This is a genomic window from Corynebacterium sp. HMSC05C01 (assembly GCF_001807155.1).
Lineage (GTDB): Bacteria > Actinomycetota > Actinomycetes > Mycobacteriales > Mycobacteriaceae > Corynebacterium > Corynebacterium coyleae.
Map to the genome: position 1 here is coordinate 69,275 of NZ_KV787947.1, position 20,425 is coordinate 89,699.

At 61.5% G+C, this 20,425-nt stretch carries 16 protein-coding genes and 1 tRNA gene; 11 read left to right on the top strand and 6 right to left on the bottom strand.

Annotated elements, in window-relative coordinates:
- Positions 1–299 precede the first annotated feature (299 nt).
- The 5 genes from HMPREF3145_RS03310 to HMPREF3145_RS03330 form a co-directional block, all read right to left on the bottom strand.
- Positions 300–373, bottom strand: a tRNA-Arg gene (locus tag HMPREF3145_RS03310).
- A gap of 241 nt (positions 374–614) precedes the next feature.
- Complete coding sequence (locus HMPREF3145_RS03315) at positions 615–1,295, bottom strand: LutC/YkgG family protein (RefSeq protein WP_070421831.1); 681 nt, start codon at positions 1,293–1,295, stop codon at positions 615–617.
- Positions 1,296–2,819 carry a LutB/LldF family L-lactate oxidation iron-sulfur protein gene (locus HMPREF3145_RS03320; RefSeq protein WP_070421863.1) on the bottom strand — a complete coding sequence of 508 codons (1,524 nt, stop codon included), beginning with the start codon at positions 2,817–2,819 and terminating at the stop codon, positions 1,296–1,298.
- A 23-nt stretch (positions 2,820–2,842) separates the two neighbouring features.
- Entirely contained in the window at positions 2,843–3,628 is a 786-nt protein-coding gene (locus HMPREF3145_RS03325) for a (Fe-S)-binding protein (protein ID WP_070421832.1), read from the bottom strand.
- Positions 3,629–3,716: 88 nt separating this feature from the next.
- The gene (locus tag HMPREF3145_RS03330) at positions 3,717–5,399 is read right to left on the bottom strand and encodes an L-lactate permease (RefSeq protein WP_070421833.1); all 1,683 of its coding nucleotides are present in this window, start codon (positions 5,397–5,399) and stop codon (positions 3,717–3,719) included.
- Between the two features lie 205 nt (positions 5,400–5,604).
- Here HMPREF3145_RS03330 and argS point away from each other — a divergent pair, with 205 nt between their 5' ends.
- The 4 genes from argS (at position 5,605) to thrB (ending at position 11,010) form a co-directional block, all read left to right on the top strand.
- A complete protein-coding gene (gene argS / locus HMPREF3145_RS03335) occupies positions 5,605–7,266 on the top strand; it encodes an arginine--tRNA ligase (RefSeq protein WP_070421834.1) in 1,662 nt (553 codons plus the stop codon).
- On the top strand, positions 7,266–8,630 hold the full coding sequence (lysA, locus tag HMPREF3145_RS03340; protein WP_070421835.1) for a diaminopimelate decarboxylase: 1,365 nt from the start codon (positions 7,266–7,268) through the stop codon (positions 8,628–8,630). The genes argS and lysA overlap by 1 nt, the downstream gene beginning before the upstream one ends.
- An 83-nt stretch (positions 8,631–8,713) precedes the next feature.
- Complete coding sequence (locus HMPREF3145_RS03345; protein ID WP_070421836.1) at positions 8,714–10,066, top strand: homoserine dehydrogenase; 1,353 nt, start codon at positions 8,714–8,716, stop codon at positions 10,064–10,066.
- Positions 10,067–10,080: 14 nt separating this feature from the next.
- On the top strand, positions 10,081–11,010 hold the full coding sequence (gene thrB, locus HMPREF3145_RS03350; protein WP_070421837.1) for a homoserine kinase: 930 nt from the start codon (positions 10,081–10,083) through the stop codon (positions 11,008–11,010).
- 62 nt (positions 11,011–11,072) lie between these two features.
- On the opposite strand, the gene HMPREF3145_RS03355 is transcribed toward thrB, so the two are convergent.
- Positions 11,073–12,803 carry a long-chain fatty-acid--CoA ligase gene (locus HMPREF3145_RS03355; protein ID WP_070421864.1) on the bottom strand — a complete coding sequence of 577 codons (1,731 nt, stop codon included), beginning with the start codon at positions 12,801–12,803 and terminating at the stop codon, positions 11,073–11,075.
- A 284-nt stretch (positions 12,804–13,087) separates the two neighbouring features.
- Between HMPREF3145_RS03355 and rho the strand changes: the two genes are divergently transcribed.
- The 7 genes from rho (at position 13,088) to atpB (ending at position 20,360) form a co-directional block, all read left to right on the top strand.
- A complete protein-coding gene (gene rho, locus HMPREF3145_RS03360; protein ID WP_256365572.1) occupies positions 13,088–14,950 on the top strand; it encodes a transcription termination factor Rho in 1,863 nt (620 codons plus the stop codon).
- On the top strand, positions 14,950–16,029 hold the full coding sequence (gene prfA, locus HMPREF3145_RS03365; protein ID WP_070421838.1) for a peptide chain release factor 1: 1,080 nt from the start codon (positions 14,950–14,952) through the stop codon (positions 16,027–16,029). Before rho ends, prfA begins: the two co-directional genes overlap by 1 nt.
- Positions 16,016–16,879: a peptide chain release factor N(5)-glutamine methyltransferase gene (prmC, locus tag HMPREF3145_RS03370; RefSeq protein ID WP_070421839.1), complete on the top strand. Its 864-nt coding sequence runs from the start codon at positions 16,016–16,018 to the stop codon at positions 16,877–16,879. The genes prfA and prmC overlap by 14 nt, the downstream gene beginning before the upstream one ends.
- A gap of 23 nt (positions 16,880–16,902) precedes the next feature.
- Positions 16,903–17,559: an L-threonylcarbamoyladenylate synthase gene (locus HMPREF3145_RS03375; RefSeq protein WP_070421840.1), complete on the top strand. Its 657-nt coding sequence runs from the start codon at positions 16,903–16,905 to the stop codon at positions 17,557–17,559.
- An 18-nt stretch (positions 17,560–17,577) separates the two neighbouring features.
- A complete protein-coding gene (locus tag HMPREF3145_RS03380) occupies positions 17,578–18,771 on the top strand; it encodes an MraY family glycosyltransferase (protein WP_070421841.1) in 1,194 nt (397 codons plus the stop codon).
- 6 nt (positions 18,772–18,777) lie between these two features.
- Positions 18,778–19,209 (top strand): Cg1360 family ATP-synthase-associated protein, encoded by a 432-nt coding sequence (locus HMPREF3145_RS03385; RefSeq protein ID WP_070421842.1) that lies wholly within the window; start codon positions 18,778–18,780, stop codon positions 19,207–19,209.
- Positions 19,210–19,565: 356 nt separating this feature from the next.
- Positions 19,566–20,360 carry a F0F1 ATP synthase subunit A gene (atpB, locus tag HMPREF3145_RS03390; RefSeq protein WP_070421843.1) on the top strand — a complete coding sequence of 265 codons (795 nt, stop codon included), beginning with the start codon at positions 19,566–19,568 and terminating at the stop codon, positions 20,358–20,360.
- Positions 20,361–20,425: the final 65 nt, after the last annotated feature.

Here is a 20,425-nt window from a genome sequence, read left to right on the forward strand (position 1 = left end):
ATCCCTGTCAACAGGAAACACGATATACATGGCCAGGACGGCCAAGGGGACGATCACGAATCTCTGCCACCATGGCGGAACCCATGGCGCTCCATTCTCTTCTCTTGCGGCAAGTGCGCCGCCAAAGCCCATTTCGAACCGAGAGCCCATTCCGAAGCCTCCTGACAACAAAAAGTCTAATACCGCCCGCGTGTCAACGGGCGCGACAAAAGAGGGGGCTGTGAATTGCACTCCCGGAACGACCCCACAAACAAAAATCTCGAGACACCGAAGGAACGATGTCTCGAGATAACACAGCGTGTCCCCGACAGGATTCGAACCTGCGACCTTTGGTACCGGAAACCAATGCTCTAATCCACTGAGCTACGGAGACAATGCCGATCACACTAGCACCCCGTGTGTGGGCAGAAGAAATTGGTGCAGCGCTTCACGACGAAACCCTCAGGACACTCTCAGCCACACGCCATGGTTTCTCAACACCGGTGTTTCATAATGATTGTGCGCCGCGGGAACGGCGTGACACGGGAAACAATGACAGCGAAATGGCCGGCCCCAAAAGGGACCGGCCATTTCGTGTATCTCGCCCCGGCGAAGGCGCCGGGGAAGAGGGAGTGTTACTTCACGACCATGACGATGAGGTCACGCGGGCCGTGCACGCCCTCGACGCGCACGAGCTCGATGTCAGAAGTAGCGGACGGGCCAGAAATCATCGTGGCCGGGTGCTCCGGGTTGATACGGGCGATCATCTCTGGCACACCGTAGACCACGGAATTTGCACGCACGATGCAGATGTGGCGGTCCGGAACCAGAGACAGCGCGCGGCGGCCGCACACGTCGCCAGCCTCCAGCACGATCGAGCCGGTCTGCGCGGAGGTGACGTGGGAATCCGTCACCACGGCGTCCACATCGCCCAGCGCACGCGGATCCGACGTGACGTCATCCGGACGGGCAGTGCCGGAGAAACCGTCGAACAGGGAGGCATCCAGGCCCGGTGCGTAGACAACGTCCTTGCACTTGCGGTCTGCAAGCACCTTCAGCAGGTCGTCGCCAAGCGTCTGCTCGGTGGTTTCCACAACGTCAGCCTTGTAGTCCACAAGACGGTCGATAAGGATTTCGCGCAGCTCGTCGCCCTTGATGTCGGACGTGGTGCGGTACTCGCGGACCACCTCGACATGCTCCGGAACGTTAGAGAGCTTGTGCGCGTTGCGGATGCGCTTGAGAATCTCGCGCTTCGCAGCCTCGTTACGGGAGTCGCGGGCGGGGGAGCCTGCAGCATTACCAGTAGTGGTAGTCATTTACTTCTCCTCCTCGATCGGCTTGGTGTTGACCTTCTGGCCGTTCGGAATGCCCTGCTCACGTGCCTCGGACAGCAGACGCTTCGCCTCGTCCGTCTCCCACCACTGGCGGAAGGACTTCTTCGGCGGCACCGCAACATCGCGGTAGCCAGTCCAGCCGGAGATTGGAGGCGGCATGGTCTCGATCTTGCCGTTAAAGCCGCCGAGCACACGACCAAGCGCAACCATGCGGACCAGACGGTTCCACACGTTGCTGCGGCCCCACACCTGAGCCAGCGACGCGAACGCAGCCTGCTCCATGCGGTTCGGCTCGTTCTTTGCCTTCTGGTAGCGCAGCTCCAACAGAATGTCGGTGATCGGGATCTTCACCGGGCACACCTCGTTGCAGCGACCGCACAGCGAGGACGCGTACGGCAGGGAACCGTTCGGGTCGTCCGAAGAATCGATACCTGTGAGCTGCGGGGTCAGGATTGCACCAATCGGGCCCGGGTAGGTGGAGCCGTAGGAGTGGCCGCCGGCACGCTCGTAGACCGGGCAAACGTTCAAACAAGCCGAGCAGCGGATGCACTTGAGTGCCTCGCGGCCGATCTCGTTAGACATTGCGGCGGTACGACCGTTGTCCAGCAAAACAATGTGGAAGTTCTGCGGGCCGTCGCCCTCGGTCACACCGGACCACAGGGAGGTGTACGGGTTCATGCGCTCACCGGTAGAGGAGCGCGGCAGCAGCTGCAGGAACACACCGAGGTCATCGAAGCTCGGCAGGAGCTTCTCAATGCCCATCACGGTGATAAGCGTCTCCGGCAGCGTCAGGCACATACGGCCGTTGCCCTCAGACTCGACGATGGAGACGGTGCCGGTATCGGCGCAACCGAAGTTGGCGCCGGAAATGGCAACCTTTGCCTCCATGAACTGCTGGCGCAGGTACTGACGTGCAGCCTCTGCGAGTTCGGCAGGTTCCTGGGTCAGCGTCTCGTCCGTGTTCGGCATCTTCGCGGCGAAGATGTCGCGGATCTCCGCGCGGTTGCGGTGGATCGCCGGGACGAGAATGTGGGACGGGAAGTCCTCGCCGAGCTGCACAATAAGCTCAGCCAGGTCGGTCTCCTGAGCGAAGATGCCGGCTTTTTCCAGCTCGTCGTTCAGAGCGATTTCCTGGGTTGCCATGGACTTGATCTTGACGACCTTGTCCTCACCAGTCTCCTTGATCAGGCCCTGGATGATCTCGTTGGCTTCCTTGGAGTCGCGAGCCCAGTGGACGTGGCCACCGCGCTTGGTCACGTTCTCCTCGAACTGCTCAAGCAGCTCGGGCATACGTGCCGCAACGTCGCGCTTAATGGTGGAGCCTGCTTCGCGCAGCTGCTGCCAGTCATCCAGCTCGTCGACAACGTTCTGACGCTTCACACGAATGGTCGTGGTGGCGTACTGGTAATTACGGCGCTTGGTGACGTCGTTAAGTTCGTGGTGCGCAGCCTTCTGGAACTTCTCCTTGCCGCGCAGGTGAGCCGGGCCGTTGGCAAACGGCGGCATCGTGGGCTGTCCGAGTGCAACCTTCACAGCATCTTCTCCTTCGTGTACACCGCAGACGTCGGGGTCAGCGGGTGCTCCTTGGTGGAGGCGAGGATCTCAGCCATGTGCACGGCACGAATGCCTTGGTGCTGGCGAGACAGTGCACCACCAATGTTCATCAAGCAAGAGGAGTCACCAGCGGTGACAAACTCCGCCTGGGTCTCCTTGATGTGGCGGACCTTGTCGGACACCATCGCGGAAGACACCTCAGGCATCTTCACAGAGAATGTGCCGCCGAAACCGCAGCACTCCTCGGAGTTCGGCAGATCCACAAGCTCAAGGCCTTCAACGTGGCGCAGCAGCTCGGTCGGACGGTCGCCGACCTTGAGGAAGCGCAGGGAGTGGCAAGAGGAGTGGTAGGTCACGCGGTGCGGGAAGAATGCGCCCACGTCGTAGGTGCCGGCGACATCAACGATGAATTCGGAGAGATCGTAGGTCTTCTTCGAGGCGATCTTTGCGCCGTCGACAAGCGCCTTGGAGCCGAAACGCTCCGCAAGCTCGACGTGCTGCTCGCGGACAGCTCCCGCGCAGGAGCCCGAAGGAGCCACAACGTAGTCAATCGACGAGTCTGCAAAGGCATCGACGTACGTCTCAATGATTGGGACGGCTTGTTCTTTGTAGCCAGTGTTGACGTGCATCTGGCCGCAGCAGGTTTGTTGCTCGGGGAAGACAACCTCATAGCCGAGACGGGAAAGCACAATGGCCGAGGCCTTATGCGCGTCAGGGAAGAGGGCGTCGCCGATACAAGTAGAAAACAGAGCTACTCGCATTTCGGGCTCCTATCGTGGGAAATCTCAGGGAAAACGACGAAACTCCCGAGGTCACTTGGACCTCGGGAGCACCGTAAAAGGATGGCAGTTACGGAACGACCGGAGCAAGGACCTCTAGAACGTTCGACTGCAGAAAGACTATCACGCACACTGCGAGCAAGAAGCCGAAGGACCAGCCCACGACCTTCTTGAAAATCTCGGACTCCTTGCCCTCCATGCTCACCGCGGTAGCGGCAATTGCGAGGGACTGCGGGGAGATCATCTTGCCCACAACACCACCGGTGGTGTTAGCAGCCAGCATGAGGTCCGGGTTGAGGCCAAGGTTGTTCGCGGCGGTGACCTGAAGGTTGGCGAACAGGGCGTTGGCCGAGGTGTCGGAACCAGTCACAGCCACGCCGACCCAGCCAAGCATCGGAGCGAAGAACGCGAATGCCGGGCCGAGGTTGGCAAAGAACTCACCAATGGTCACGGTCTGACCCGAGTAGTTCATCACGTATGCCAGTGCGAGCACCAGCATGATGGTGACGGCAGACCAGCGCATCTTCCATGCGGTGTCCACGAACTCCTTACCAACTTGGCCCCAGGTGAGGCTGTAGCGACCGTTGTCGTTGAACACCATGTAGGCGATGGAGACGATGATGGCGGAAATGACCATCAGCGAGCCCGGGTTGTTGATGTAGGCGAATGAGTAGTCGGTGTTGACCGGCTCGCCCGCAGCGTTGAGCAGCTGGCCATCGATGACTGGCCACGGGAACGAGATCTTGAACTGCTTGAGCCAGGTCGGAATCGTGGTGCCCAGGTTTGCCAGGCCGAACACGACAACGACGATTGCGTACGGCATGAGTGCCATCCAGACGCGGCTGCCGGTGAGCGCTTCAGTGTCGCCATCTTCGTCGGTGTACGGCTCGAGGCCGAGGCGCTCACGCATGGCTTCCACACCGCGCGGCTGCCAAAAACGCAGCAGCACAAACGCGGCGCCAAGTGCGACGATGCAGGCAATAACGTCGGTGAGCTGGTAGGCGAAGTGGTTGGAGGTCCACCACTGGGCGATCGCGAAAGCCAGACCGATGACACCTGCGGCCGGGGCGGTCTCCTTGACGCCACGGAAGCCGTCGATAAGCAGTGCAATGATGAACGGCACGAAGAACGCCAGAACCGGGGTCTGGTGGCCGACGATGGCGGCGATGTTCTCGGTCTGCTCCAGCGTACGACCACCCACGTCACCTGCGGTGGTAATCGGAATGGCGACCGCGCCGAATGCCACCGGAGCGGTGTTCGCAATAAGCACCACGGTGGCGGCCTTCAGTGGCGGGATGCCGAGCGCGAGAATCATCGTCGCGGTAATAGCAACCGGGGCACCGAAGCCGGCGAGGGCTTCAAGCAGGCCACCGAAGCAGAAAGCGATGAGCATCGCCTGGATGCGAACGTCACCGTTGCCCATCTTGTCGAACACAAGACGAAGGTCCTCGAAACGACCCGAAGCGACCGTGATCTGGTAGAACCAGATGGCCGTCAGGATGACGAATACGATGGGGAACAGGCCGAACAGGCCACCGCGGAACGCGGAAGAGATGGCAAACGCGGTCGGCATATGGAAGCCGAAGATGGCCACGAGAATTGCAACGATAAGTGCAACAAAACCCGAGGTGTGAGCGCGAGCTTTCACGCCGAGCAGCATGATGAAGAAGGTTAACAGCGGCAGGGTAGACACCAATGCCGACAGACCAGTGCTGCCACCGACTGCGTCGGTGAAGATTTGGAATTGGTCCATAAAACAGGGCTCTTTCGAGACAGGAACGGAAAAAGAAACGGGTGACCGTGGCCTCGGCGTGCGAGACCCGATGGGCTAAATATGCCAAACAAGGCAGCGAAGTGAAAAGATTTGCCCCTCAAGGGGGATGTGAATTAGCGCACTTTGCGTATCGACGACCATCCGTATGCGCCCGTGTCAAAGCCCTCAATTACACTGCATGCCCATGACGCCAGCAGAACTTGCCACCACCGTAAAAGCCGCCGCAGAGCGCGTGCTTGCAGACCATGATCTCGACGCCTCTGTTGTCCCCGACACCGTGACTGTGGAGCGCCCGCGAAATCCGGAGCACGGCGACTACGCCACCAACATTGCACTGCAAGTGGCGAAGAAGGCAGGCACGAACCCGCGCGAACTCGCAGGCTGGCTTGCAGAGGTCTTGGCAGAGGACCCAGCCATCGCCGCCGCTGAGATCGCAGGGCCCGGCTTTATTAACCTGCGCCTCGCCGCAGACGCCCAGGGCCAGCTGGTAGCCAAGGTGCTCGAGGAGGGTGCCGCGTTTGGCAACTCCGACATCTACGCCGGCGAGAAGGTGAACCTGGAATTCGTCTCGGCGAACCCGACCGGCCCGATTCACCTCGGCGGTACCCGCTGGGCTGCGGTGGGTGACTCGCTGGGCCGCGTGCTTGAGGCTTCGGGCGCGAAGGTGACCCGCGAGTACTACTTCAACGACCACGGTGGCCAGATCGACCGCTTCGCGCGTTCGTTGGTTGCTGCTGCCAAGGGGGATCCAACCCCGGAGGATGGTTACGGGGGCGATTATATTCGCGAGATCGCTCAGGCGGTCGTCGAAAAGCAGCCCAATGCTCTCGAAGGCACTGATGCTGAAGTGCAGGAGACCTTCCGCGCTGCTGGCGTGGAGATGATGTTCGCGCAGATTAAGCAGTCGCTGCACGATTTCGGCGTGGACTTCGACGTGTACTTCCACGAGAACTCGCTGTTCGAATCGGGTGCGGTGGATAAAGCGATTGCCACCCTGAAGGAAAACGGCAACCTGTATGAGGCTGACAACGCGTGGTGGCTGCGCTCCTCTGACTTTGGCGACGACAAGGACCGTGTGGTGATCAAGTCCGACGGCGACGCGGCATACATCGCCGGCGACATCGCCTACGTTGCGGACAAGTTCGACCGCGACCACACACTTGCCATTTATATGTTGGGTGCGGACCACCACGGCTACATCGCACGTCTGAAGGCTGCGGCGCAGGCGCTGGGCTACAACGCGGACGCCGTCGAAGTGCTCATCGGCCAGATGGTCAACCTCGTGCGCGACGGCCAGGCGGTGAAGATGTCCAAGCGTGCAGGCACCGTGATCACGCTTGAGGATCTTGTCGACGCCATTGGCGTGGATGGCGCGCGCTACTCGCTGGTGCGCTCCTCTGTGGACTCCTCGCTGGATATCGACCTAGATCTGTGGACGAAGCAGTCCTCCGACAACCCCGTCTACTACGTCCAGTACGGCCACGCGCGCCTGTGCTCGATTGAGCGTAAGGCCAAGGAAGCCGGCGTGACGCTGCCCGACGTCGCGGACATCGACTTGGGCCTGCTGACCCACGAGAAGGAAGGTGACCTGATCCGCACGATCGGTGAGTTCCCTGCAGTCGTGCGCGCCGCCGCAGAGCTGCGCGAGCCGCACCGCATTGCCCGCTACACCGAAGAGTTGGCCAGCGCCTTCCACAAGTTCTACGACTCCTGCCAGATCCTGCCGAAGGCCGGCGAGGCGCCGGAGCCGATCCACACGGCACGTCTCGCACTTGCGATGGCGACACGCCAGGTGATTGCAAACGCGCTGGGCCTGATCGGCGTGAGCGCCCCGGAGCGGATGTAATGACTGTTTTCGTATCCACCCCGTACAGCACCGACGAGGGCGACTTCAACGAACTGCCCACACACGTTTGGCCGCGAAGCGCCAAGCGTGAAGAAGACGGGGTAGTGACCATCGCTGGTGTGCCACTGCCTGAGATCGTCGCCGAATACGGCAGCCCGGTTGTCGTCGTGGATGAGGACGATTTCCGCTCTCGCTGCCGCGACATGGCGGAAGCATTCCGTGCGCCGGAAAATGTGCACTACGCGTCGAAGGCCTTTTTGACCCGACACATTGCACATTGGGTGGATGAGGAAGGTCTTGCCCTCGATGTGGCGAGTGAAAACGAGCTCCGCATCGCACTTGCAGCCGATTTCCCGCCGGAACGCATCACTGTTCACGGCAACAACAAGTCCGACGAGTTTCTGCGCCTATGCGTGGATTCGCGCGTGGGGCATGTGGTCATCGACTCTCACCAGGAGTTAGCGCAACTGGAAGCTGTCGCCCGCGAGGCCGGTGTCATCCAAGATGTGTTCATCCGAGTGAAGCCCGGCGTGGATGCGCACACGCACGAGTTCATTGCGACGAGCCACGAAGACCAGAAGTTCGGCATTTCCCTGGCCACTGGCGACGCACTTGCTGCGGCCGTGGCAGCAATTGACTCAGATTCGCTGCAGTTGACCGGCCTGCACTGCCACGTCGGCTCCCAGGTCTTCGACGCTGAAGGCTTCAAACTGGCTGCAGAGCGCGTGCTCGGCCTGTACGCAGAAGTGTGGAAGACCTGCGGTGTCGCGCTTGGCTACCTTGATCTGGGCGGCGGTTACGGCATTGCTTATATGTCAGGGGAGCAGCCGCTCGACGTCGCAGCGGTTGCGCGCGACCTGCTTGCCTCCGTGCAGGATGTCGCTGACGAGCTCGGCATCGCCGCGCCGACTGTGGTTGTGGAGCCGGGACGTGCGATTGCTGGTCCTTCTGCGGTGACGGTGTACACCGCGGGTGTGATTAAGGACGTCGATACTTCGTTCACTACATCTCGTCGCTACATCGCGGTCGATGGTGGCATGAGCGACAACATTCGCCCTGCGCTCTACGGGGCGCTTTACGACGCCCGCGTGGTCAACCGCTTCGTCGACGGTGACAACACCGATACCCGCCTGGTTGGTTCGCACTGTGAGTCCGGCGACATTCTCGTAGAGAATGCGAAGTGGCCGAATGATATTTCCTCCGGCGATCTCATTGCGTTGGCTGCGACTGGCGCGTACTGCTACTCCATGGCTTCGAATTACAACGCGTTTGGACGTCCGGCTGTCGTGTCCGTGCGCGGCGGACAGATCACCCCGATGGTGCGCCGCGAGACTGTGGAAGACCTGTTGGCCCGCGAATATTAATTGACCTGAGTGCTTGCTTAAGCGATAGTAGACCAAGCGGTTCAAACCTGTACTTTGCAGCAACGAAAAGGAGCATCCTGACCATGACAGTTGCCAGCGCTGAAGGCATCAACGGAAACTACCCCGGCAAGGGCATCGGCACCCCGGTGGGTATTGCCGTGTTGGGTAAGGGCACCGTGGGCACGGAAGTGCTGCGCCTGCTCAGCGAATTCTCTTCGAACTTGGAAAATCGCATCGGTGGCCCGATCGAGGTCCGTGGCGTGGCTGTCTCCGACGTGGACAAGCACAAGGACGCGCCTGAAGTCCAGGGACTTTACTTGACTGCGGATGCGAGCGAACTGGTCACACGCGACGACGTAGACATTGTCGTCGAACTTATCGGTGGCATTGACTACCCGCGCCAGCTGGTCCTCGAAGCACTCAACGCTGGAAAGTCGGTGGTGACGGCAAACAAGGCGCTCGTCGCAGCGCACGGTTCCGAGTTGGCTGATGCTGCGAACGCAGCCGGCGTCGACCTGTACTACGAAGCAGCCGTCGCTGCCGCGATCCCCGTGGTCGGCATGCTGCGCCGTTCGCTCGCGGGCGACCAGGTGCAGCGCATCTCCGGCATTGTTAACGGCACCACGAACTTCATCCTGGACGCGATGGCTTCCACCGGCGCGAGCTACGAGGAGGCGCTGGCTGAGGCAACCCGTTTGGGCTACGCCGAGGCTGACCCGACTGCGGACGTCGAAGGCCACGACGCGGCCTCCAAGGCAGCGATCCTTGCGTCCATGGGCTTCCACACCCGTGTGACGTTCGACGACGTCCACTGCGAGGGCATCACCAAGATCACCGCAGACGACATTGCGGCAGCGAAGAAGTCCAACCAGACGATTAAGCTGCTGGCCATCTGTGAGCGTCTCTTGGACGAAAACGGCAACACCACCGGCATTAACGCACGTGTTCACCCGACGCTGGTGCAGAACGAGCACCCGCTGGCAACGGTGGACAAGAGCTACAACGCCATCTTCGTCGAGGCAGAAGCAGCCGGCCGCCTGATGTTCTACGGCAACGGCGCCGGCGGTGCCCCAACCGCTTCCGCCGTGTTGGGCGACCTGGTCGGTGCAGCCCGTAACAAGGTCCACGGTGGCCGTGCGCCGGCGGAGAACCCGTACGCGGACTACCCGATTGTGGCGTTTGACGATGTGACCACGCGTTACCACATCAACATGACCGTCAACGACCGCGTCGGCGTGCTCGCAGACCTCACGGCTCGCTTTGCTAAGGCAGGGGTGTCGCTTTCCGCGGTCCGTCAGGAGGAGTCTGGCGACGAGGCACACCTGATCGTCGTCACGCACGGCGCACGTGAAGCTGCCCTGAACGGCATCGTCGAAGAGCTCACCGGCCACGATGATGTGAAGGCCGTCAACTCCGTCATCCGCCTCGACGCTTAAAGGAGCACTCCGTCATGGCAACCGATCTTGAAGTAGGCCTGAAAGCACGAGTGAAGGTGCCAGGTTCGTCCGCGAACCTTGGTCCCGGCTTCGACACCCTCGGCCTGGCGCTGAGCATCTACGACACGCTCGAGGTAGAAGTCATCGAGTCTGGCCTCGAAGTGGAGATCTTCGGCGAGGGAGCCGACGATCTGCCGCGCGATAGCTCGAACCTGATCGTCAAAGCGATCAACTCTGGCCTGATTGCCGCGGATGTGCGGGCGCCGGGTCTGCGCGTGGTGTGCCACAACCAGATCCCGCAATCGCGCGGTCTGGGCTCGTCTGCTGCCGCGGCAGCCGCAGGTGTCGTCGCTGCGAATACGCTCGCGGGCTCGCCGCTGGATGAGGACACCGTCGTGCAGCTCTCGTCCGAGTTTGAGGGCCACCCGGATAACGCGGGTGCATCCGTGCTCGGCGGGGCAGTGGTGTCCTGGACCGACATTCCGGTCGATGGGCGCTCGAAGCCTTCCTACCGTGCCGTGCGCATTCCTGTCGACGAGTCCATCAAGGCCGTAGCCCTCGTCCCGGACTTCCACGCATCCACCAATGCGGTGCGCAAGGTTCTGCCGAGCCACGTCACCCACACCGATGCGCGGTTCAACGTCTCGCGCACCGCTGTGATGACGGCTGCGCTGCAGCACCACCCGCACCTCCTGTTTGAAGGCACCCGCGACCGCCTGCACCAGCCGTACCGCGCCGACGTCCTTCCGGTGACCGCGGAGTGGGTCAACCGCCTGCGCAACCGCGGCTACGCGGCATACCTGTCTGGCGCAGGTCCGACCGCACTCGTACTCATCACTGAGCCCATTGAGCCTGCGCTTCTCGACGACGCCCGCGCCGCCGGCCTCCGCGTCATCGAACTCGACGTCGCAGGACCGGTGACCGCAGAACTGCTGCACGATTAGTGCAAATGCTTTGATGCCCCGGGGTGCACATGCGTACCCCGGGGCATCGTTTTTGTGCGGCATTATGATGTCGCCTTCGGCCGGCTGCCTGGTCCGGGCAAGGCGATGATGTCGAACTCCTCGCGCTGCAGGTGCTTGCGCAGGTCCTTCTTGTCAAACTTGCCTACGGACGTTTTGTCGATTGAATCCACAAACGTCCAATACTCAGGCGCCATCCACTTCGGCAACGTGTCTGCGAGCGACTCGCGGAGTCGTGCGGCAGTCTCCTTTGTCGGCTCAATGCCCGAGAGAAGCTTGGTCACCGCCAGCGGTCGCTCACCCCACTTGGGGTCCGGGATGCCGATGACTGCGCATTCGACGACTTCCTCAGACTCCATAATGAGGTTTTCCACCTGTGCGGAGTAGATCCACTCGCCGCCGGAGCGAATGACGTCGCGGGCACGGTCGTAGAGCGTCATAAACCCGGCGTTGGTGACTGTGCCTACGTCGCCGGTACGCAGCCAGCCGTCGGCAGTGAAGTGTGCGCGCACGTCGTCGACTTCTTCGCCACGGAAGGTGGAAGCGATCTCGCCCGGTTCTTGCGTGGGTGAGTGGTAGTAGCCTGCAGCGACCATATTGCCGCGGACCTGAATCTCACCCTGGGTCAAGTCGTTAAACGCCATGACTTGGCCATCGTTGACCACTCGGTATTCCAGCGACGGGGCAAAGCGTCCCTGGGAAATGCGGTAGGACCAGCGCGCCTCACCAGAAGCGCCCGATGGCGGACGCGCCACTGTGCCGACCGTGGTGGTTTCCGTCATGCCCCAGCAGTGGACGATATCCACGCCGTAGCGTTCCTCCCACACCTTGATCAGCGCCGGTGGGGCAGGGGAACCGCCGACGAAGATCTCCTGCAGACTCATTCGCTCTGGGCGATTGTGCAGGTAGTGGACCATTAGCTGGATCCACAAGGTGGGCACGCCGTGTGCCACGCGCGGGTGCGTGCTGGCGATGAGTTTTGCCAGTGTCGGGGCAGACACGTCCGAATCGGGCAGAACCAGGGGAGTTCCCGCGAGAAATGCGGCGAACGGTACGCCCCAACTGAGCACGTGATAGATCGGGATGCAGCACAAAAACGTCTCACCGTGCGTGACCGCCAGTGAGTCCGTTGCGCGAAGGCCGGTCGCTTCTAGCCACAACGCGCGGTGGGAGTAGGCGACGCCCTTCGGTGCGCCGGTCGTTGCTGTTGAATAGACCAAGGCAGCGGCGGTGTTCTCCGGGAGTTCGGGCCAGTCGTACTTTGTCGAGCGGCCGTCGAGAAGCTCCTCGTAGCTGTACACAGCGACATGCTCTGGCAGATACGCCGCGGCGTCTGTAATCGGTTCGGCACCTGTAAATGCCACCGCGCGAACCTTGGGGCAAAGCTCCACAACGTTGCCTAACTTCTCCGCAAGACGCGGATCGGCAACGATCAGTTCAGCCTCAGAGTGGTTGGCAACGTAGGCAATCTGGTCCGTCATCAACTGGATATTTAGCGGCGTAAACACAGCGCCCTTGGCGGCGACAGCGAACATCACCTCGAGGTGCTCAGAGCAGTTGTACAGCATGGTGGCGACGCGTTGATCGCTATCAATGCCGAGGTCATCATGCAGGGCGTGGGCGAAGGCCGAAGCGCGGGCGCCGATTTCGGCGAACGTCGTTTCTTCCGCGCCATCAGTGCGCCATGTGGTGCACTTCGTTGTCGCGTGCGCAGTCCTGCCGTATTCGAGAATGCGTGCGACGGAAAAGGGCACTTCCTGCATCGTTGAAAGCATGTTGGCAATGTTAGCGAAGCAATGCGACACGCCCCGGATTAAACCGCGGACGCAAATGCGCTACACTTTGCGCAGGATCGTGCGAACCGCACCCGGCAGGGGTTGTCCCAGGTGGGGATGCGATGGCGGGCACAGCGGCGATTTTTGCTCCCGCACCCCGTGAGATCCGGCAGGGCTACAAAGTTTTACTTCAGTCCAATCCCGATGAAACGCACCGCTTCCAGCATGCACCGTCGCGTGTTAACTACGCGAGAACCTGCTGGTTGAGCGACGAAAGGACACACGTGACCGACACCGGTACCGCGGCAGACTTGGCCGCTATGAAGATTCCGGAGCTGCGCAAAATTGCCGCCGAGAAAGGCCTGAAGGGCGTTTCGGGGCTGCGTAAGGGGGAGTTGATCCAGGCAATTACTACCGGCCAGGTTCCCAAGAAGGCTGCACCGCAAAAGGTGGAGGCCGATAACGCGGAGGCGCCAGCTGCTTCTGAGCGTGCAGAGCGCAAGGCCGACAAGGCTGACAAGACCGACAAGCCTGCAGAAAACGCTGACAAGTCGGCCGACAATTCTCATGACGACGATTCGCGGGGAGCTTCGCGTTCCGCAGCGCGCCGTGCTCGTCGAAACCGTGCGCGTCACCAGCATGAGGACAATGCGCAGGGTGGCGACGCGAGCGACGCGAAGGACGGCAAGGACGAGAAGTCCGAGAAATCCGAGACCACGGACAACCGCGACGAGAACCGCGACAATCGCGATAACCGTGACAACCGTGACAATAACGACCGCGGTGGCCGTAACAACGGCAACAACGGCAACAACCGTGGCGGCCGCAACAACCACCGCGACGATAACGATGACGACCACCAGGGTGGCGGTCGTCGTGGGCGTCGCGGTCGTCGTAACCGTAACCGCAACCGTGACAATCACGGCGGCAACAACAACCAAGGTGGCGGCAACGAGCAGCACTTCGACCCGGAGGACCTGCAGGAGGTTGCAGGTATCGCGGATGTGCAGGACAACGGCTCCGCGTTCATCCGCACCACCGGCTACCGTCAGTCCAATTCGGACGTGTACGTGCCGCAGCGCCTGGTCCGTCAGGCGGGTCTGCGCTCCGGCGACGCGGTAACCGGTCAGGTTCGCGCCAACGGGCAGTCGCACCAGCAGGGCAACGGCCGTAACCGTCGTAGCTACAACCAGGTTGTTCGCGTCGACACGATCAACGGCCAGACTCCGGAGGATGCGAAGGGACGCAAGGAGTTCCACAAGCTCACCCCGCTGTACCCGAACCGTCGTCTGCGTCTGGAAACTGAGCCGAAGATTCTGACCACGCGTGTGATCGACCTGGTCATGCCGATCGGTAAGGGTCAGCGCGCACTGATCGTGTCGCCGCCGAAGGCTGGTAAGACGACGATTCTGCAGAGCATTGCCAACGCGATCGCCACGAATAACCCGGAGTGCTACCTCATGGTTGTGCTTGTCGATGAGCGCCCGGAGGAAGTTACCGACATGCAGCGCAGCGTCAACGGCGAGGTCATTGCCTCGACGTTCGACCGACCGCCGTCAGAGCACACTGCTGTCGCCGAGCTTGCTATCGAGCGTGCGAAGCGTCTGGTGGAGATGGGCCAAGACGTTGTGGTGCTGCTCGACTCGATTACTCGTCTTGGCCGTGCGTACAACAACTCCTCGCCGGCATCGGGTCGCATTCTCTCCGGTGGTGTGGACTCCAACGCCCTCTACCCGCCGAAGCGTTTCCTCGGCGCTGCCCGAAACATCGAGGAGGGTGGCTCGCTGACGATTATCGCAACGGCCATGGTAGAAACCGGTTCCGCTGGCGATACCGTCATCTTCGAGGAGTTCAAGGGCACCGGCAACGCCGAGCTCAAGCTCGACCGCAAGATCGCGGAGCGTCGCGTGTTCCCGGCTGTGGACGTCAACCCGTCCGGCACCCGCAAGGACGAGCTGCTGATGAGCCCGGAGGAGGCGCGCGTCATGCACAAGCTGCGTCGCATCCTGTCTGCGCTTGATCCGCAGCAGTCCATTGACATGCTGATCAAGCAGTTGAAGAAGACCAAGACGAACGGCGAGTTCCTCATTGGTGTGGCGAACTCGGCACCAATGGCGCAGGCCGAAACTGAGGAGGACTACTCCTAATGGCAGAAAAATCGCATGTTTCGCTTGTCGACGACTACGTCGCCGAATACGAAGGCATCCAGGCCCAAATGGGCGATCCGGAGGTTGCTGGTGACCAGGACCGCTTCCGCAAGCTCTCCAAGCGCTACGCGGAGCTGCAGCCGATCATCAACGTCAATAACGCCCTGAACCAGGCGCGCGATGACCACGAGGCGGCATCCGAAATGGCCTCCGAGGACAAGGAGTTCGCGGAGGAGGCCAAGCGCTTAGAGGAGGAGATTGTGCGCCTCGAGGAGGAGTTGGCTGACCTGCTGGCGCCGCGCGACGAGCACGATGGTGATGACATCATCATGGAGCTCAAAGCAGGCGCAGGCGGTGAAGAGGCCGCGCTGTTCGCTGGCGATTTGGCTCGCATGTACCAGAAGTACTGCGAAAAGCACGGCCTGACCTGGGAGGTCCTCGACGTTGCCGAGTCTGATCTGGGTGGTGTGAAGGACATGACCGTCGCGGTGAAGGCGAAGACCCCGTCGCGTGACGGTGCGTGGTCGATGCTGAAGTTTGAAGGTGGCGTGCACCGTGTGCAGCGCGTTCCGGTGACGGAATCGCAGGGCCGCATCCAGACCTCGGCCGCAGGCGTATACGTCTTCCCGGAGCCAGACGAGGTTGAAAGCGTCAACATCGACGAGAAGGACCTTCGCGTCGATGTCTACCGCTCCTCGGGCAAGGGCGGCCAGGGCGTGAACACCACCGACTCTGCCGTGCGTATCACGCACCTGCCGACTGGCATCGTCGTGACCTGTCAGAACGAGCGTTCTCAGATCCAGAACCGTGCTCGTGCGATGCAGGTGCTGCAGGCTCGTCTCGACCAGATTGAGCGCGAGAAGCAGGAAGCCGAAGAGGCCGAGGGCCGCGCATCGCAGGTGCGCACGATGGACCGCTCGGAGCGCATCCGCACCTACAACTGGCCGGAGAACCGTATTTCGGATCACCGCATTAACTACAAGGCCAACAACCTTGACTCGGTGCTCGACGGCAACATGGACGATCTGATCACGGCGCTGCAGACGCACGAGCGCCAGGAGCGCCTTGAAGCCGAATAGCCTCCGCGACACCATCGCCCGCGCCGCGCAGACCCTTGCTGGCGCGGGCGTTGCGTCGCCTGAAGTCGACGCACGCCTGCTCGCCGCGCACTTGATCGGGGTGCCGCCGATGCAGCTCATGTTCGCCGACGCGCCTACGGACTTCGACGAGGCCTACGCCAAACTCATTGCCCGACGCGCGGCTCGCGAGCCGTTGCAGCACATCATCGGCACAGCACCGTTTGTTGACATCGACCTCGCCGTCGGGCCCGGGGTATTTATCCCGCGGCCAGAAACGGAAGTGCTCGCTCAGTGGGCGGTGCATTTGCTTAGCGACGACACCACCTCGCCCGAATCCCCAACCGTCGTGGACTTAGGCTCCGGCTCGGGTGCGTTGGCCATCACGATCGCCCGGGCGTGCCCGCGCGCACAGGTGATCGCGGTCGAGCGTTCGCCTCAGGCGCGGAAGTACTTGGAGCGAAATGTGGGGGACTACGCGTCGTCGATACGCATTGTCCCAGGGGATATGACCGATCCGGAGTTGCTTCGGGAACTCGACGGTGCCGTTGACCTCGTCGTCACCAACCCGCCGTACGTGCCAGAAACCGGTGACTTAGATGTGGAGGTCTACGCCGACCCTCATGAGGCGGTGTTCTCCGGCGCGGACGGGATGCATGCAATTCGGGGGCTCGTTCCGGTCGCCGCACGGCTGCTGCGTCCGGGAGGGCACCTCGGCATTGAGCATGATGATTCCACGTCGGAGGCCGTACAAGATGTGGTGCGCGACCACGGCGCATTCGGCCCGCCGAGTGTGGTCGAGGACCTGACCGGCCGAGCCCGGTTTGTCATGGCGAGTAAGCTAGCCCGGTAACTTTCAGAACATGAAGGAGCACTATGTCCGCGATCTATAACTGCCTTGATCCGCAGGTTCGCGACGACGCGGTGCGCGCGGCCGCGGACGCTGTGCGAGCCGGCCGTTGCGTCGTCCTGCCGACAGACACCGTCTACGGAATCGGTTGCGACGCTTTCAACAACGACGCCGTAGCCACGCTGTTGGCTACCAAGCGCCGTGGCCCCGACATGCCTGTGCCGGTGCTCGTGGGCAGCTGGTCGACGATCCAGGGGCTCGTGCGGGAGTTTTCCGACACCGCGAAGACACTCGTGGAGGCGTTCTGGCCGGGTGGGCTTTCCATCGTCGTGCCTGAAGCGCCGAGCCTGCCGTGGAATCTTGGCGATACACGTGGCACCGTGCTGCTACGCATGCCGAACCAGCCGCTCGCACTTGAACTGTTGCAAGAAACCGGACCGATGGCGGTGTCGTCTGCCAACATCTCCGGCAACCCGCCGGCACAGACCGCAGCAGAGGCCAAGGCGCAGTTCGGCGATGCGATTGGTGTGTACCTCGACGGGGGAGAGGCCGAGGTTGGCACTCCTTCGACCATCATTGATATTTCGAAGCCTCAGCCGGTGATTTTGCGCGAAGGCGCGATCCCGGTCGAGCGCATTGGTGAAGTCTTAGGGCTTGACCCAGAGTCGTTGCGTCGAAAGTAGCGGGGGAGTTTTCAGGGGATGTCCGGAGCTGGTGTGCCACTTCGCGAGCTCGCACTCGTGCTACTCGTCGCGGCTGCGATCACGTACCTGGCCACAGGTGTGGTGCGTTCAGCTCTCGTGCGCACAGGACGCGTCGCGGAGATCCGCCAGCGCGACGTTCACACGCAGCCAACACCGTCGCTCGGTGGGCTGGCCATGTTTACAGGGTTTGCTGGCGCGTTTGTTCTCGCGCAGCAACTGCCCGCACTGACCCGCGGGTTCGCTCCAGTCACTCCAGAGATGACTGCAGTGCTCGTCGGCGGTGCCGCCGTCGTTGCTGTCGGAATTGTTGATGACCTCTACGAGCTCGGCGCGTTACCCAAACTCATCGGGCAATTCGCTGCTGCGATCATCATGTCCATCTTGGGGATTGCCTTTACGGTGTTTTACGTTCCAATCGGGGAGGGCACCACCCTGATTTTGGATGAAGTCCAGGGCATGGTCTTGAGTGCACTGTTTACTGTGCTGCTGATCAACGCAGTGAATTTCGTTGACGGCATCGACGGACTCGCCGCAGGGCTGGGCATGATCGCCGGGATGGCGATCCTCGTCTATTCGCTGTCAGTTCTCCATGACCAGGGCGGGGCGGTCTCCGCGTACCCGCCGGCGATTATCTGCACGTTGCTCGTCGGTATCTGCGCCGGCTTTTTGCCCCACAACTTCGAACCGGCGCGCATCTTCATGGGGGACTCCGGTGCCATGCTCATCGGGCTGCTGCTTGCCGCAGCGTCGATCTCCGCATCGGGCAAGATCAACATGTCGCTCTACGGGGCCGCAGACCTGGTAGCACTCATTAGCCCGATCATCGTCGTGCTCGCCGCGATTGCCCTGCCGGTCCTCGACCTGATTTGGGCCGTTGTGCGACGAACAGCCCGCGGCCAAAGCCCGTTCCAGGCAGACGCAGGCCATATCCATCACCGTTTGCTCCGCCTTGGGCATACGCACCGCCGCACTGTTCTGGTGCTGTACCTGTGGGTCTCCGCCGTCGCCTTCGGCGCGGTCAGTTTTTCCGTCGTGCCGGTGCGCATCGCAGTGATCTTCACCGTTGTCGCGCTTGTTTTTTCTTTCGTGCTCACTCTGGTTCCACTTGCGGAAGGCAAGATTGGCCCGCGGCGTGGTGGGGACGGTGCGGTGGCGTCGTCGAAAAGCAACCCTGCTCAGTCTGTAGGATGACCCAGCATGGAACCGCTCGAAGTCAATGACACGTCCCAGGTCAGTGATCATCGTCAGCCGCTCATCCGCGCACTGAAGGTCGCGGGATGGGCACTCGTCGTGCTTACGGTCGTCTCGCTCATGGCATGGGGCGCGACCCGCGAACTGCCCGGCATCTGGGCCGCGCTGATGGGAGTCGCCGTCGGCGGTGCGTTCGTACTCGCAACCACGGTGTCTGTCCTCGCAACCTCAAACTCATCCCCAAACACCACCATGGCAGTTGTCCTCGGCGGCTGGCTACTGAAGATGGGGCTGCTCGCAATCTTCCTGCTGTGGATCCGTGGATTCGACTTCTACGACCATCGAGCATTTGGCGTGACGACGATCGCAGCACTCGTCGTTGCACTCGCCGCCGAAGCCTGGGGTGTGCTCACCACACGCACCACGTACCTCAACTAACACAGAGTGTGGGGACCCTGTGACAGACCTAACAATCCGCTAGAAAGCCGTGCAAGCTGGGTGATTAGGGGTAAAAACCCTTAAAAGTCACCTTGGTGGGGGGACAATGGCACAGGTAAAACCCACATTCTCCTGATGTCCTGTTAGGATATCCGCTGGGTTTGTTCCAGGCTGGCGTTACCCCTGATGTGCAGGCGAAACCGGCCGGGGAACGACATCCCCTGCCCCGCGGAAGCAGATGTGCGACGGAGTCCGCCGCGGAGGCAGCCTGATGAAGACGTCCATCGCACCGCCCTCCGGGGAACCGGGGAGCGGCCCGAGAACGGGAGAGAACGCTGAGCGTTACAACTTTGGCCATGAAGGGTGAGTTTCACGCACCTGCGCTTGGTCCAGAATTTTTCCCGGGGCAAACGTACGGCCATATCATTGGTGAGGAATTTGCCAATGGGTGGTTCGCACTGGACCGCATCATGCTCGTCCGCCTCCTAATTGCGGCGATCCTGGTGCTCCTCTTTGTTATCGCCTTTAGGAACCCGAAGCTGGTTCCGAAGGGCCTGCAGAATTTCGCCGAGATCGGCGTCGACTTCGTCCGCATTCACATCGCGGAAGACACCTTGGGCAAGAAGGACGGCAAGCGGTTCCTGCCGCTGCTGTGCACCATCTTCTTCTCCATTCTGTTCATGAACGCGGCGACGATCATCCCAGGCCTCAACATCTCGCCTAACGCGCGTATCGGCATGCCGGTCGTGCTGGCAGTTGCGGCCTACATTGCAATGATTTACGCCGGCGTCAAGCGTTATGGCGCTGCGTACTTCAAGCACTCGACCGTCATCCCCGGCCTTCCGCCGGCGCTCCACATTCTCGTGGTGCCGATCGAGTTCTTCTCGACGTTCATTCTGCGTCCGGTCACCCTGGCGCTTCGTCTTATGGCGAACTTCCTGGCTGGCCACATCATTCTTGTCCTGCTCTACTCCGCCACGAACTTCTTCTTCTGGCAGCTGAACGCATGGACGACAGTGAGTGGCCTGACCCTGATCGCAGCACTGCTGTTCACCGCATACGAGTTGATCATCATCTTCCTGCAGGCGTACATCTTCGCGCTGCTGACTGCGGTGTACATCGAGCTGTCGCTGCACGCGGATGCGCACTAACAAAGCGCGACCACACACGGCCAACTGAATAACCCCCAACATCTGTCACACGCTTTCCCGCGGCC